At 52.9% G+C, this 15,508-nt stretch carries 14 protein-coding genes and 1 pseudogene; 3 read left to right on the top strand and 12 right to left on the bottom strand.

The window, feature by feature from the left end; translation table 11 throughout:
* Window position 1: 1 nt before the first annotated feature.
* Both HBUT_RS09605 and HBUT_RS07365 read right to left on the bottom strand, forming a co-directional pair.
* Window positions 2-163: a hypothetical protein gene (locus tag HBUT_RS09605; protein WP_153801421.1), complete on the bottom strand. Its 162-nt coding sequence runs from the start codon at window positions 161-163 to the stop codon at window positions 2-4.
* A gap of 362 nt (window positions 164-525) precedes the next feature.
* Entirely contained in the window at window positions 526-1,578 is a 1,053-nt protein-coding gene (locus tag HBUT_RS07365; protein ID WP_052287771.1) for an MBL fold metallo-hydrolase, read from the bottom strand.
* A 50-nt stretch (window positions 1,579-1,628) separates the two neighbouring features.
* On the opposite strand from HBUT_RS07365, the gene HBUT_RS07360 reads away from it, so the two are divergent.
* The 3 genes from HBUT_RS07360 (at window position 1,629) to HBUT_RS07350 (ending at window position 5,715) form a co-directional block, all read left to right on the top strand.
* Window positions 1,629-2,237, top strand: coding sequence for a restriction endonuclease (locus tag HBUT_RS07360; RefSeq protein ID WP_048061557.1), 609 nt, complete (start codon window positions 1,629-1,631; stop codon window positions 2,235-2,237).
* Between the two features lie 438 nt (window positions 2,238-2,675).
* Entirely contained in the window at window positions 2,676-5,069 is a 2,394-nt protein-coding gene (locus HBUT_RS07355) for a hypothetical protein (RefSeq protein ID WP_011822549.1), read from the top strand.
* A 46-nt stretch (window positions 5,070-5,115) separates the two neighbouring features.
* Complete coding sequence (locus tag HBUT_RS07350) at window positions 5,116-5,715, top strand: hypothetical protein (RefSeq protein WP_048061556.1); 600 nt, start codon at window positions 5,116-5,118, stop codon at window positions 5,713-5,715.
* Between the two features lie 855 nt (window positions 5,716-6,570).
* Here the strand turns inward: HBUT_RS07350 and HBUT_RS07345 are convergent.
* From HBUT_RS07345 to HBUT_RS07305, 10 genes and pseudogenes are all read right to left on the bottom strand, one after another.
* On the bottom strand, window positions 6,571-7,149 hold the full coding sequence (locus HBUT_RS07345; protein ID WP_011822547.1) for a KH domain-containing protein: 579 nt from the start codon (window positions 7,147-7,149) through the stop codon (window positions 6,571-6,573).
* Window positions 7,146-7,925 (bottom strand): serine protein kinase RIO, encoded by a 780-nt coding sequence (locus HBUT_RS07340; protein WP_011822546.1) that lies wholly within the window; start codon window positions 7,923-7,925, stop codon window positions 7,146-7,148. The genes HBUT_RS07345 and HBUT_RS07340 overlap by 4 nt, the downstream gene beginning before the upstream one ends.
* 424 nt (window positions 7,926-8,349) lie before the next feature.
* Window positions 8,350-8,682, bottom strand: coding sequence for a nucleotidyltransferase domain-containing protein (locus HBUT_RS07335; protein ID WP_228546737.1), 333 nt, complete (start codon window positions 8,680-8,682; stop codon window positions 8,350-8,352).
* Window positions 8,651-9,036: pseudogene (locus HBUT_RS09290) on the bottom strand (HEPN domain-containing protein). Before HBUT_RS09290 ends, HBUT_RS07335 begins: the two are co-directional and overlap by 32 nt.
* A gap of 412 nt (window positions 9,037-9,448) precedes the next feature.
* Window positions 9,449-10,729, bottom strand: coding sequence for an MFS transporter (locus HBUT_RS07325; protein ID WP_194840474.1), 1,281 nt, complete (start codon window positions 10,727-10,729; stop codon window positions 9,449-9,451).
* A 21-nt stretch (window positions 10,730-10,750) separates the two neighbouring features.
* Window positions 10,751-10,900, bottom strand: a complete 150-nt coding sequence (locus HBUT_RS09600; RefSeq protein ID WP_153801420.1) for a hypothetical protein — start codon at window positions 10,898-10,900, stop codon at window positions 10,751-10,753.
* A gap of 653 nt (window positions 10,901-11,553) precedes the next feature.
* The gene (locus tag HBUT_RS07315; RefSeq protein ID WP_011822542.1) at window positions 11,554-13,155 is read right to left on the bottom strand and encodes a hypothetical protein; all 1,602 of its coding nucleotides are present in this window, start codon (window positions 13,153-13,155) and stop codon (window positions 11,554-11,556) included.
* A 288-nt stretch (window positions 13,156-13,443) separates the two neighbouring features.
* A complete protein-coding gene (locus HBUT_RS09595; protein ID WP_153801419.1) occupies window positions 13,444-13,659 on the bottom strand; it encodes a hypothetical protein in 216 nt (71 codons plus the stop codon).
* A 45-nt stretch (window positions 13,660-13,704) separates the two neighbouring features.
* Window positions 13,705-14,046, bottom strand: coding sequence for a translation initiation factor aIF-1A (locus HBUT_RS07310; RefSeq protein WP_048061551.1), 342 nt, complete (start codon window positions 14,044-14,046; stop codon window positions 13,705-13,707).
* A 117-nt stretch (window positions 14,047-14,163) separates the two neighbouring features.
* Window positions 14,164-15,501: a cyclic 2,3-diphosphoglycerate synthase gene (locus tag HBUT_RS07305; RefSeq protein ID WP_011822540.1), complete on the bottom strand. Its 1,338-nt coding sequence runs from the start codon at window positions 15,499-15,501 to the stop codon at window positions 14,164-14,166.
* Window positions 15,502-15,508 lie beyond the last annotated feature (7 nt).

The raw sequence follows: 15,508 nt of genomic DNA, 5'->3' as shown, positions 1-15,508 counted from the left end.
CCTAGGTGTAGGTGTATGCTTGGACTATGACTGTGTTGTAGATTAGGCTTAGCTCCTGGAGAAGCCTTTCTAGCTCTATGGATAGTATCCTAGCTGATAGCACTGCTATACCGTGGACATGGTTGTCCACGGTCACCACCACGCAGCCCCTCAACAAGTACATAGCGTGCAACCGCGAGAATCTTCGCCACAACTGGCCAGCCCCACAGCCCCCGGGCAGCAAGCGCTCAGACTCCATGCAAACCTTACGCGGGAGGGCAGAGCCAAAAATACTGCCACCAAGAAGATGGCCCACGACGCTATAGCGCGGGAAGCCTCACGCATCTGCCACATTATTCCTGGGACGGCGTGCTCTAGAGCCAACCTACAAACAACAACCAGCAAAACGCCACCAGCATGTTGACCAATAAGCACTCTCCAGGAGTACACAGCGACCAGCTCAACACATGTCCACTATGGGAAGGACATGCTTGGTGCTCTAGGGGAACTCTATCCCGGAAGAGATGGGGTTGGTGGGGGTGGCGGCTAGGCTCTACGTAGTACGGCTGGAACGAGTCCCATGTGTTCTGCAGCTGTTGCCAGCTTGACACCCCTGCGTTTCGCGACTTCCCATACGGGTGCTGCTCTTTCTCGGAACCGGGGCTCCCTTGCCAGGTGGTGGTCGTAGACCACGGTTTCAAGCCTGGTCGTCTCGGAGACTATTCTCACGGCGTTCTCGATAGCTCTGCTGAGGTTTACCCGGTTGAGCATGTAGCCAAGGAGGTATGTTGGAGGCCCATCGAGGATCAGCGTGTCCGGTGCCGCCTCTATTATCATGGAGGCATAGTCTTCTATGACGGGGCCGTTGACGTCGGAGCTGTAGAAGAGCCTACGCCTCCCAGCCTCCACTATGACGCCGATAACCCAGCCTACCCTAGTGTACTCCACACCGTGGAATAGGGGGCCTGTGAAGCGGAGCCTTAAGCAGCCATGCTCGAAGACCTCTCCGTCAGCCCACACTACATGGAGCCCATTCGCCTCTAGGCTACGTATCCACCTCCAGCTAGCCCATCTCCCAACGAGGCGCTTGAACCACCCGCGTCCCCTCTCTAGGAGTTCCCTCCTACGCTTATCGTAGCCTGGGAAGCTGCGCGAACGAGCCTCGAGGAGAGAGTCCAGAGGGTCGGGAATATCGTTTGGATCTAGTGCTGGCTCCTCTAGGTGGTCTCCGATGCCGGCTAAGCGGTAGAGCATAGAGTAGAATTCTAGGGCTCTCTCGTGCTGGGACTCGTTAACGTAGATGTTTGGGTTCTTCGCGTAAAGCGTCTTGCCCAGGTAGAGGCTTATGTGCTCGGGCCGGTAGAGGTAGTGGTCATGATGGTAATGTGTCACTACAACTATGTCAGCCCTCTTCAGCGCCTCCATGACGCGGCCGAGGCCCTCACGGTACCACTCCTCCTTGGCCTCACGGCTCGCCGGGAAGGAGGGATGCATAACGGCAACGCCCGGGTCTATGACGACCCGGTGCCCACAGGCCTCCACGAGCACGGAGGCACCCTTGGCGCCCAGCGAGTCGAACCAGACGAGTTCAACCCTCACAGCCCAGGCAGCCCGGATAAATCCTAGCCCCAAGCTCGGGGGCTAAGGGGGTGCCGTGCCGGCACAAACTAACAGTCTCAGCGCTAGCCACGATAATCCTCTCCGAGCTATCGCCACAGGGCTGCAAGCCGGTCACAGAGATAGCCGAGAAGGCCTTCCTACGACCCATAGTGGTGGAAAACGCCCTCCAAACACTTGCCAAGGCGACAAGCGCCATAACCATCGAAGAGGGCGTAGTGTGTCTTCACGACCCTGTCGAGCTGGCAATAGCCGCCGTGAAGAACGGGGCCTCCGAGACCATCGTAGCTAGGAGCCTCGACTGGAAAATGTTCGAAGACTATACAGCCAAGGCGCTCGAGGAGGCGGGCTACACGGTTTACCGCAGCCTCAGGGTGCCAGGAAAGGGAGGCCTAGAAGTAGACGTGCTAGGGCTCGACCCCCCAGCAAAGCTAGGCATCGTAGTGGACTGCAAACACTGGAACCCGCGAACAGCAACACCATCGAGGCTCCGGGAAGCCGCACGACAGCACCGCGAGAGACTAGAGAGGCTCGCCAAGCTCTGGTGGAAGCTGAGATTACCAAGAGGCACATGGCGACTCATACCAGTCATCATAACGCTGCGCGAAAACGTGCCCAAGCTAGCCGAGGGCGTCTCATAGTCCCCGTCTCAAGGCTCAAAGGCTTCATCCAGGAACTACCAGCACTAACCCACCTCGAAGAACTAGCAACAACACAGGCAAGCTACTAGCAAGAGAGAATGGAGAGCCCACAGAGCCCAACCCCACCCCCTGGGCCGGCCCAACGGACCCCGGGGCCCCGGCGGCTCGGTGTGTTGGGTTGTGCGCGGGGAGGGTGGGGCGGGCCCTGCGGGCTCCACTTCTAGTCTGTGGTTGTGGTTCGGTTTACCCTGTTCGGGGGTGTTAATACCTGGGTGGAGAGTGCTTAGCTGTGGGTTTACCAAGTTGCTCTCGTTCATTTCCTTGCTGTTCGATTTTTGCCTGCCTCTTCGAGGAAAGGTTTTATACTAGTACTCAAATACTAACCTCTCTCTTAGAATTAGGATTTAGGTGCAGCTAAGGGTATCTCGGTGGCTGGCATTGCCGAAACTTACAAGGCCTACTAGGGGTATATCGGGTACCATTGCAGCAATAATCATAATTACGTTCCTGATATCTGTGCTAATACCGTTCATCATATACCTTCATGCTAGCAGCAATGTTACACATAGCAGACTCGTATCTACGCTATTTGAGAAGGCCAGGACTGCCATACCTAAGCTGGACATCTCTGTGACGGTTAGCGGTGGAACTAAAACATACACATTAACGAACAAAGATTCACGACTTCACATTGTGTACCTACTAATAGTACGTGACGACAATGGCTATATCCATTTAGTGAAGGCAGGTAACTGCACCCTAGGCTGCGGTATTAGTGGCTCCACTAGGTTTAAGGTGTCACCATCACCTAGCTCCTGGATACTTAACTACGGTGGTATAGCAATCAAACCTGGCGAGTATGTGAAGGTAATCATCACTAACGGCGAGCTGCTAGGGATATTCTTGGTTGAAGGCAGCTACATACCAGTACTAAAACTCGCCGAAAGCCAGACGACATACGCAGAGGTTGCTGGAGCTGTACAAGCATACTACCTAATATTCGTTAATTACACAAGTCTGGATGATCTATTGCAAAACCCCGATATAGCAGTCACTACAAACCTTGCAGAGCCAAAAAAGAGCCAGGATACAATAGCAGATAGCGGTATTACAAGGGCACTCTGCGCAACCGATAAGGGATACCATACCATTGAAACAAACGATGATATCGGGTACTGGGCGCTTGGTGCCTACAAGTATAGCGGGGAGAAGGTCTATGACCTTGTCTATATAGACTCTATGATGCCGTTTGCAGGCAGTTTTGTGCTTGGCGGTATGGGCGGCAGCTATACCGAGTCAAAGTATAGCATCTCGCTACTCTATGCCGGATATACCTGGATTCCATGGAGGCCAAGCTTCACCGATGATGGTGTACACCTTGGCACAATTGTTGCCAAGAAGCCAGATGGAAGCTGGGAGCTATGCTTCACCGGCCTCTACGTGGGCGGAGATAACAATGTCTACATGAAGAATGTGTGCCCACTAGGTTCCACTGGTTCCCTCACATCACTACTGGCAAAAGCACCGGTTGAAACGAGCTACTACAACATTGGCGCTGAGAACGAAGAACTAAGCTTTACTATTGAGCGAGCAATTCTAGATCTCAATGGTGTAGGGCTGTTTGTTCGCGGCATAGATCAGGAAGGATGGCCTATCTCGATATGGTGTCCTCCAGAGAATAAAACATCATGGAACGGCGTCGTATTTCGTGGGAGTGGCTGCTGGCTTGCCCGCTTAAAAGTCGAAGGATCCGCTACGAGTCAGTGGCGGGTTACATACGTGATGAAGGTTTATGACTTAAACGTGACACTAGGCTCTGATTACGTTAACCGTACCGGTGTGATCATAGATTCAACAGGTTATGGCACAGCAGGAGATCTAGTAGTTGTAGCCAGTCCAATTATAGACGACGAAAGCAACGATATCAGCGGCTTGACTCCATATCCATTCCGCGTGAAACTGGCTGCCCAGAAGGCGCACTTCCTTGAACTCTATGATTACCGCACAAGTGGCTGGCTGAACGATACTAAAGCGTTCGGCTTTTACTACTACGCTGGCTTCTACTACGTGGAAGGTTATAGTGGCCTTTACGGTGCCGTATCCGGTCCCAAAGGTAACAATTATGTTATTGGCACCTTGTATGCAAAAGACGTGAAGGTGTTACTTTATGAGTTTCAGGTAGATGAAACTGGTGGTCTTGACCCATACATAGCCTTCGTGGATGTTGATACGAACGGGTTAACGGAGTTAGTGTTTATGACTGAGGAGACTGGAATCGGATGGGACTACACTTACGACGATATAGTGGGCTATGCAACAAGTATATATAGAAGTATGTATAGGTTGCCGGATGGCACAATTTTATCGGACTTTAATGCTAGAGGCTGTATTGACTATACTACAGCCACGATATACGTCGTATTTATAGGATATGAGGTCAACGGCAGCGAGGTGGCGCAAGTGTCGATGCAGCTTCGCTACTACTTCCACGATAATTCGGGCTCAGACACGGGGGATGTTGACGATCCCCGTAAGGGCTTGTTCGGAGTCTACCTGATAAATAGTACTGGCTATGTATTCTCGAGTAGAGAGTACATCTACCAGGAGCTCGACGACGTTGAGGATACATGGCCTCCTAACACCAACTTCCTAACCGATGCCGTCTACCTGGCAGTGCCAGATAGGAACGAGACATTCTATGTTGTGCTGGGTTTCAACGATCCCTACGTAAGTGAGCTTGAAACTAATGGCTGGACAGCATATAACACTATTAACGATATGGACTTCACAGTTGCCATTGAGTGGACTAGCTTGTGGTTCCTACACCGTTAGGGGACGTAGGGACGAGGTGCTTGTGACTATGCGTGGTCAAGCTGAATTGATTTCCACCGCTATAATGGTTGGCGTGGCTCTGGTTATAGCTTATGGTCTTATCTACTACCTTACTCCGCTTATCGCGGCACAGCGTACGGGTAATGAGATAGCATCGCTTATCGCGAGGACATCTGCTGCTATAAGCGCGGTACCTGTCTACGGCGAGGATAATGTAACAGTCGTAAACATTTATGGCGAGGCTTTAGAAGCTCCAGTGAGGCTCTACGTGACCGTTATAGCGTTCGACAGGAACACGTCCAGGATAGCACCGCCTTCAAACTATGATTTTAATGTCTACATACTAGCCTCCGAGATAGCAGATGCAAGTAGTCCCACGGGCTGGAATCAACTAGCCAGCATCACCGCGCCCTGCCGCAACGTCTACATAGCCTATGGGAATGGCTACTATCAACTTTCGAGCTTCATCCAGAACTGTGTGGCACTGAGGCTGTATGATGTAGGTGTGCTTGAGCCCGGGATCCCGGTGACCGTGAGAGTTGAATATGGTCCCGTGGGTGGCTACCAGTACACTATACACGTGCTAATACGGATAAGCGACAACTACTATACCGTTGCAGAGATACCCGTGGAGGCGACCAGCTAGGAAAACCGCCGGGTGCAGAGCTCGCTGGAGGAGCCCTGGCGCGCTTCCATGTGTGCTATATTTGTGCATTTGCTAGCTCTGCTTGCTGCCGCTGACGCCCCTGGCTGCATGTTCGTCTAGGAGTTCGGCTACTTCCCGTAATCCTTCCTCAAACGCCTGGGCTTGCTCGGGGTCAAGCTGTTTTAGGAGAGCAATAACAGCGTAGTAGTAAAAGCCGAACGCACTCGCCTATATGGATTTTCTCCTCCCGTGCAACATCCTCGAACACTTTGCGGACAGCTTCGTCCCTAGCACGGCGGATTGTTTGGAGGTAGAAGCTTACCTCGTCGAGCTTATCACTTTACACGGTAACCATGGCAATTCTACACTCTAGTTTGGCCTCGGAGGATGAGGGGGGCTAGTAAAAAGCTGTTACCGCTCATTCATCGGGTCTATGACGAGCGCCTCCTAAGACTGGTACACTGGTATACCATCGAGGATTAGCTCACAAAAAGACCACTAATCAATATGTTTAAATACCTGGGAACCCCCTAGTATTACTGGGGCTCCCAGGGGCCCCGTTCTTCTACTATGTTCCTCCTGCAGGACACCACTATGCCTATATGGGATAGAATCATTCTTTGAAGTATAATTTTCGAGATACCATCGCTTTGTATGATAGTCTGGGTAGGCTACCCTTTTCCAGCATACCTATATCGTTATGAAGTGACCTGGTGTGGGACTTTTAAACTTTTTAACGGTAAGCATTCGTGGTACTATCTTAAGCTTGGTAGATCAGCATGGGTAGGGGTCGGGCTTCGGGAGAATCATCACTTGTCGGTAATCCTGGCTTTCGTCATCCCCGATGGAATGGGGTTAGAATGGCTGTTCCCATAGCTCGGTCATGCGTGCGCGGCGTAGCCTGAACATTGTTCTCTCCAGGAACCTGTAGACTGTGCTGTGTTGCCTGCCCTGTATCAGCATTTCTATTGCCTGTTTTGCTATGTTTGCTGTTTCGAAGTCCCCGATTATTGCGACGTAGTTGTCGTAGATTGATATGTAGGTGCCAGTCATCTCCTCTATGGTCTTCCTAGCTCTGCCCTTCTCGCCTATGATCCTGCCCTTCACCCTCTGCAGGTGGTTAGGGCTATCGCCTACGTACTGCTTGAGATCTATCACTACTAGTACCTGGTCGTCGTCGAGAACCCTCATGGCGCGCTCGGGGCTGAAGCCGTATGCTATTGCCCGTACGAACTCCTGGGCCTTCATAACCATGTATGGTGGCACGTCTGGCGACTCAGGCTCAATTATAACCATGCCGGTGGTGCTGTCCACGGTTATCTTTGTCCTGGTCCTCTTCATAACCTCTATCTTCACCTTGCCGCCTTCGCCTATCAGCACGCCGATACGGTCCGGTGGCACCTTAGCGTAGAGCCTTAGGAGGCCTGGGGTCACCCTGCCCTCCTGCTGGCCCGCTGAGTTTCCTCCTCCACTTTCCTCTCGACGCACTGTATCCTGCATTGTTTCACCCTCTCGAGTAGCTCCTGGGGCTCGGGTAGCTCCACGCCGAGTTGTTTATGGAAGAACCGGTATATGTTCTCAATGTCGTGACGTAGGAAGTCCTCGGCGTTGGGGTGTTCCAGCGAGACAGCCTGGGCCACATCTATCACGTATAGCTTGCCGTCTAGGAGCATTAGGTTGTACTCGCTATAGTCGGCGTGTACCAGCCTAGCGCAGCAGTAGATGCGGGCATACTGGTCTACCGCCTCCCACGCCAGCTTCTCCGCCTCCTCGGGCTCCAGCTCGTGCTTTACCTCGTGTAGTGTCGGGGCTCTGAGCCCGTTGCGGCCCAGAAACTCCATCACTATGATGTTCTGGTAGACCAGGTACGGCCGGGGGACGTTTACGCCAGCCTCCCACATTCTCTTCAAGTTCCGGTACTCCTTGCGGGCCCAGGCGAAGAACAGCTTCTTGGTATTGCTTATGTCTACGCCCTCGAACCGAGGGTCGCCAAGGAGGTACTTCTGGATGCTCTTCCGGAACTCAGCGGTAACCGTAAGGTAGATCTTCACGGCGTACTCCTTGCCGTCCCTTCCGATCGCCCGGTAGACCCGGGCCTCCTTCCCCGCACTAACAACGCCAGCAAAACGGTCTATGCGGAGCCTCCTCATAACCTCGTAGGCCGCCAGCAGGGTCTGACTATCCCAGACCTCCTCCACAGTCTCAAACAAGTCCTTATCCTTGATCCTACGCCCCCTACGCCGGCCCAGCAGCCAACACCCCAGCTACAACCCTTCCAGATCCGGGGTAGACCGCTACAAGGCTCTAACAGTAGCGTCTATCTTAAACGCCGGGTGAATGAAAGAGCTGGGTCCGACCTGGGTTCAAGAGGGAAATAATGTTATCGCTGTGGAGCTGAAGCTCGCTATTGCTGTGCTCTATACGGCTACTATTGCTTCCTGCTTCCTTGGAGTGGAAAGCAACACGTAGAAGGATTATGCTGCTATTGTTAGCTCCGATATGGTAGTCACCGCAATAAGCTACGATGCTGTATTTGTTGCATTCGACGAGAAGCTAAGACGGATAAATTGGAGGCTAGGAATGGGGGGTAGCACCATAAACGCTATCAGAGCATAATGTTTTATCCGCATGTCTTCACGCAAGCTGTACGAGCACGCCTTTCCTCTTATACCTCTCTAAGCCCTCGGGCCCGGTTACATGTATTTCAAGTGGATGAGTGTGTAGTAGTCCTAGCTTTTTCCACACATGCTCTATTATTCGTGCCGCTTCCCGCATGTCTGGCTCACGGGTAAGTACGATTATGAGGTCTATATCGCTGGCTGCAATCCATTCACCTTTTACAATACTGCCAGTAATGTATACGTGGGCCTCCGGGCAGACCTCCTTTATCGCATCCACTGCTTTCTTCACGAGCTGCCTCCAGCTCTTGAGCAAGCTAGCTCTCTCTAGCATCACCTCGAGCAACACGTCTGAGTAGCTCCTCGACAAGATTAATCACTCTCTCCACAGTGTATAATATGTCCTCTGCATCGTCCCTCGTATAGGTACGGATACCATACCGGGAAGCTATGTACACATCCTCCAGCTCTGATAGACGAGGCCTTTCACGCCTCATAAACTCGGTTATCTCCTTCTCAGAGTCTCCGCCAAGTGCTTTTGAGAGCATAGCAAGCAGCTGCCGGATACTATGCGTACGTGATAGTCTCCAAGTACACGGAGGAGCTGTGCTTTGAGGTAGAGCTGTAAAGCTTGCTCAGCAAGAAACACCGCTAAATCATAGCGTTCCCCACCATAAGCTTCACGGGCTTCCTCTAGGAACATCCTGCTCCTATGTATTAGCAGTTTGTACTCCTCGATACTCAACTAGTACCCCCAGTCTCTAATGGTTAGGGTGGCCAGCTCATATTAGTGGGGCAGCACCAACAAATTGTTCTACAACTATCCGCTAACCGCTAGTAAGACACTATTACACAGAAGGGCTGTACATGAATAGCGCGGGATGTGTTGATAGAGTACCTTGTTATTTCTAGCCGTAACCGCTGCGCTTGCGGCAACACTGGTACTGGCTATTACTGAGAGCTACAAGCATTTACGGTATTTCCTCCCTTAGGATTCACTGCGTTAACTTTTAGCAATGTCCTCGGGAGAGGCCACTTGTAGCCCATATGATTTGCAGCTGGCATGTTATGCTTGTGGGCTTCAACTGTGAGCCGAGGATAGAAAGGCTGTTCTGCTATACCCGGTCTACAGGACGCGTGTATTGTTTCGTCCTGACGCATACCGGGTATAGTGCTAGTGTTGGTGCGAGTAGTATGGCGGCTGTTAGGAATGGTGTTGCTTCGCCTCTTATACCAGCTATGGTGCTGCCGTAGAGCGTGTCGTAGAGCTTTCCAGCGATTATGGGGCTGGCTAGGTGGCCTATGTTTGAGAGCGTGTTGGAGGCGCCTACGAGTGTTGCACGGTACTCAGCGCTGAACGCAGCAGCATTCCTCGTTAGTGGTAGACTGCTCCTAGTAGCGGTGAGCGCGAGAGCAAGCCCGATCATGGCTACTGGTAGGCTGGTTGAGAGGCCTAGGGCTAGGCTACCAGCGAGCCCGGTTGCGAGTACTGCTGCTATTACGGGGGCTACGCCGAGCCGGTCGGCAAGCTGGCCTACCGCGAGCCCGACAGCAAATGCTGCCAGGTCCGCCAGCGCCAGGGTTGATGCTAGCTCTTGGCGGTCTAGGCCGTAGACCTCGCCGAGGTATACGTAGAGGAATTCTCGGAGGAGACCGGAGAGGTAGCCTGCAGCCAGGGCTGAGAGGAGTATCCACGAGGCAAACCTGTCCCTCCTAAGAGTCCCGAGTACGGCTTTCAGGCCGCTCCTGCTCCTTCTCCTCCCGCGGATGCCAGCTGCCGGAGCTGCATGAGAGACATAGGCTAGCATGGCTGCTGAGGAGGCGAAGAATAATGCGGATAGCCTAACTGCTCCTGGGTTATCGACTGTGAGTACACCGTAGAGATACTGGCCAGCTGTAGTGCCAAGGCTCCCCGAGGCAAAGTATACCGACATGACCGTGGAACTCCAGGGCCCAGCTAGCATAGCTGCTGCTGTCTGTACAACTGGCCAGACTGCGCCGCTCAGAAACCCCCATAGCGCGTTGAGAAACAATATGGCGATTGGAGACTCTAGAGACGGAATAGTGTAGACGATAACTGCTGTGAGGCCCAGTGGGAGAATCATGAGCATCCTCCTCGCAGATGGCAAGGTATCAGCAGCAATGCCGGAGAGTATTGAGGAGAACGCCCTGGCACCCATAAACCAGCTCGTAAGGCTCGAAACAACTAGCGCCGAGGCGCCAAGATCGTCGCGGAGATACTTGGCAAGCGCCAGCCTAGACAAGCCAAACCCGATACTGGCCAGGAAAACGCTTCCAATAACAACCGCTAGCAGTGATACGGGGCACCCCGGCGCCACGGTGCGAGGCCAACACTGCTGCCCCGCCGCTGCCACCACGCTATACTGCCAACGCAACCCCAGCACCTAGGCTCCACTTTACGGCTTCCGGTTTTCTCCAAGCCTCGTGGATGTACAGAGCCCATCACGTATACCGTCCATTGTTCCAGAGGCTTGTCTCGGAAAGTCTCCACCGGCACAGCTCCCAACCTGCCTCTTGGGGCTCCACGAGACCAAACTAACGCGCACATGCTCAGATGCAGACACGCTCCAATCCACACGTCAACAACACTAGTCGCCCCCCAGTGTCAACCATGAAGGAAACCCTCATGCAATCCGGAGTAGTGACTTAACAATACCTGGCACTCTGCCGTTAAAGTGTTAGAAGAGACGCTGAACACTGCAGGTCCAAAGAGCGGCCTAGACATATCACTGGGCAGCCTCGCGGCCACCTTCTCAAACTACCGCGCCACGTACCGCTTAACCCTAGAGATCCATAGAGATCCATGAGTTCACAGCCTCCATCTCGCATAGCAGTAGATACGGTCGAAGCTGCATCCGGTGAAGGGTTCCAGCCTAAACATCGGGCAACGCAGCGATGAAATAAAATTGCTCAGCCCGATGCTAGACCCTAGCCATTCAATACAAGAGCACCTAGAACAGACACCATACATCCATATTTATCTTGTTGCATGCAGTCACATACAAGCAGCAACGCCACAGAACCATGAAAGCTTCAAGGGGGTTCTGAAAATCGACAGGGAGCTAGAAATGAGCTGAGCACAAATACACCCAAAAACGGCTTGCTTAGCATGTATAGCTAACGGCCCAGATCTTCCATACCCACGAGTGGGGTACGAAGAAAAATATCGCGGAAAGGGGTGCCACGAAGGCTTAGAGGATCACCTAGCCTCCACGTAGATGCCTATCAGTACATTGTAATAGCATGTCTGACAGAAGAAGAGCCAGCACTGCTCATGCCTATACTTGAGCTTGCTAGCTCCAACCCATATATATTCTGGCACATTATAGTTGCCCTCATTCTCTATACCACCAAGTATGTAGATCTTAGCTCCCTCAGCCGAGACCGAGACACCGAAAACCGAGCCTATCGCGGCGCCCTCAGGGCCCCCCAGGAGCCCGCCAACAATAGCTCCTACAGGTATACCTATCTCAAAGTCGGCACCACAAGTATCAAAGGTGTTAAATATTGAGCCTAGAGGTAGCGAATCGCCCGGATTGAGCGTGCCAACGCTAGTTAACTCGATTCCCTCAAAGAGGTAGCTCATAAGCGGCTCTGCGGGCTTGCTCTTTTCTTCACCCCCCTCTATAATACTTCCCTCGGTTATAACATCTGTTACAGCTGCAATTACATAGCTATTGCTTAGAGGCTCGCAGTCTAAGAGGCAGTAGTACTCCCTATAGACTGCAAAGACCGGCCTACCCCATATCCATGCCCACCACCAGTGTTCGGGGGGAACTGTTTCTGCTCTAGAGTAGTAGTATTTCTCGCCGCCCCAGATCCTATCCCCAGACTTCCATATAGTCAATTCCGGTACGCTCTCCTTTTCACCCCTGAATAACTCTACGAGTCCTTCACCAGCACCAAAGGTTGCATATATCGAGATTGCAGCATTAGTCGACCCAAGGTTTATGTTAGCCGTGATTGTGTCGGAGTAGGAGTACTTGTTGTAGACTATCATTAGCGGTGTCTTGACGTATAGCTTACCGTTTTCCCATCTGAAATAGTCTGATGGTAGGATACCAGTTAGATGCCCCGGTGCAATGTAGAGTTCTCGACGCCAGCAGTATGATGCAATTGGTTCGGAGAATTCGTCACAGTACCATGACTCCTCTGGGTTCTGAGGCTGGAGCTGATAGCCCTGCATATTTGTAGATCTCGGCTTGTCGGATGCCATTTTTACCGCCATGGTCTCTAAGAGCCCCTTCATCTCTTCGACTCTATACTCTAAATTCCTATGCTTACGATCTACTATGACGTTTATCGTATACTTCAATGTTTTCCCTGCAGCTATTGCTGCTGGCTTGTAGCTCACCACGTCAACGGTGGAGTAGATTACTGCATTTCTCATATCATGGTGTTTTAGGGCTGTACGGTTTAGCACTGAAACAAAAACCAGTAGCCCAGAGTATACTGTGTCCGGGTTGCTCCCCCTCCTAGTGTATTCTTTAACCCAGGCCTTTGCAATATCGCCAAGCATACCGCTAGAGGGTAGGTAGATAGGCTTACCGTGGTAGGCGCCGGTGTAGAGCGGGATAAAGTCTCCCTGTATACCTGCTGGGGCTACAGCTTCAACGTGAATCATTGCTATGATGTCTCCTCCTCTAGCTGGCTCCTCCCAGGTGGTGAAACCCTTCGCTGTAGGCTTTAGGAACTTGAATTCTAATACTATGCCCGGGGCAGCGGTATAGTTTGCAAGCCTTGTAAAGGCTTCAGCTATAGCAGGAAGAAGGAGTACTACGAACAAGGCGAGAATAATCACTTTTTTCTTCTACCCCTAACAGAACGTACTACCACGCTTAACCCACCCTTTCCTGTACCTAGACACATCACTTCGGTGCTATTACTTAAGCTTTTACGTCTTTATCGCATACATGGAGTTACCTAACCGGGGTGTTTTGGTGTACATGCTCGTATTCATTTAGTAATTCCAGCCCTCTTAACCCTAGTTGGCATCACTATCATAGTTCTAGCATTAGCTGTGCTAACCTTAACAGCTTTTAGGATGTTATACGCCTCGTGGACCAGCCTAGCGGGCATCTTTTTGCCCTCATTTCTCTCGTTGCAGCCCAGCTAGGATGGCGCCGCCAGCAGCGAGCCATATGGGCCACAGGTGGCCTCCTCCGAGGACATCACTAAAAGCTAGCACCATGAAGCCTGCGAGGAAGAGGTACCGTAGAGGCTTGCTCCTCCCGGTAACCACTAGTACCAATGCTGCTGTGAACCCGGTGATGACAGCTAAAAATGATGACAAAAGGCTCGTCAAACTTCCAGCCTCTCTCCACGTGTAGCCTTCACACATTAACGGTGCCTATGCATACTCCTCTGCTAGCTCTAGAAGCTCTTGTGGCACTATGCCCTTCTCCACGAGCTTCCTTAGCTCCTCCCTGGAGTATCTGTACACCACGTCGGCGCGGTCTGGCTTGAAGTCCCATGGGGCTGCTAGGACTATGTCGCCCTCCCTTATCCAGACCCTGCGCCTCATGCTGCCGGGTATCCTTGCCTTCCGTTCAACCCCGTCCTGGCACCTTATCAGCAGGTGGTCTGCGCCGAGCAGCCTTACCACTACGCAGAGCTGGGTGCCCTCCTCCTCGCTTGGTAGTGGTGGCTCCTTCCGAGCCTCCTCCTCGGCGCGCCTCTTCTTCCTCGCCAGGGCTTATTCACCCACTACCAGGGGTTGAGCAGGGCTGGAGCTCTATAACCCCGCGGGCGGGATGCCCTCTTGTCGCGGGGGAGGATAGTGGATGGGTGTGGGAGAAATAATTGAGGCTTAGGCTTTGGGTACCGGGTGCCTCTCGAGCAGTCTGTCGACGAGGTCTTTGGGTGTCGGGCCCTCTAGTACCTTTAGCTCGTAGCTCACCCTCACGTAGGGCTTGTTGAGCTTTATCATCTTCTCTATCCTTGCCGGGCTCGCTATCACTACTACATCTGCTGGTACACGGTTCAGCGTCTCCTCTAGGTGGCGGAGCTGCTCAGACGTGTAGCCGGTGGACGGTACAACTGGCCCCATGTGCCGGTAGGTCTCGTACATCTCCTTTATGATGCCCACCGCGTAGGGCTTCGGGTCGACTATCTCTGCGCCATACTTCTTCGCCGCTACGTAGCCTGCCGCGTACGGGGCACCGCCATGGGTTACAGTGGGCGAGTCTTCGACCACTACGACCCTCTTGCCCTGTATCATCTCGGGCTTGTCAACAGTCACCTCTATGTCGGCTACCGCGATGTCCAGCTTTGGGTTGAGCCGTAGTAGGTTCTCCCGTACCTTCTTCACGTTCTCGGGGCCAGCCTCGCTAGCCTTAGTGATGATTGCTACCTCGGCCATCCGGACGTTTATCTCGCCGGGGAAAGTGGATGCCTCCAGGCCGGGCCGCAGCGCGTCGGCGACGACTATCCATAGGTCGGGCCTTATGAATGGCCAGTCGTTGTTACCTCCATCCCATACCAGTATGTCGCCCCTCTTCTCGGCCTCCCGGACCACTATGCCGTAGTCCACGCCGGCCATCACGGTTACATCCATGCCTAGGTAGGGCTCGAACTCCTCCCTCTCCTCGATGGTTAGCGGGTACTTCTCGACATCCTCCTCACTCCTTATAACTATCAGCTTCCGTGCCTCGAGGTCGCCGTAGGACATCGGGTGCCTTATAACCACGGGCTCCAGGCCCCGGGACTTGATCTCCCTCACCAAGGCCCTGCTAACAGTGCTCTTGCCAGCGCCGGTCTTCACAGCTGTGACGGCTATTACGGGCTTATAGCTTGTTATCATTGTGTCCCTTGGCCCTATGATCTTGAATGTGGCGCCGGTTGAGAGTGCCATGCTTAGGAGATGGCCTACCTCATCGTAGGTGAGATCGCTATAGGCGAGGACGACCTCATCCACACCATGCTCCTTTACGAGCTCGGGGAGCTTAGACTCGGGTACAATCGGGATGCCGTCAGGATACCGGGGTCCGGCGAGGCTCGGAGGATAACGGCGCCACTCAATGCCGGGGATCTGGGTGGCAGTGAACGCCACAACCTGATACTCGGGGTTGTCACGGTAGACCATGTTGAAGACGTGGAAGTCGCGGCCGCCGGCACCCATTATGACTACGCGCTTTGGCCTTGACAAGGAGCTG

It is taken from the genome of Hyperthermus butylicus DSM 5456 (genome assembly GCF_000015145.1).
GTDB lineage: Archaea > Thermoproteota > Thermoprotei_A > Sulfolobales > Pyrodictiaceae > Hyperthermus > Hyperthermus butylicus.
This window is presented reverse-complemented; position numbering and strand designations above follow the sequence as displayed.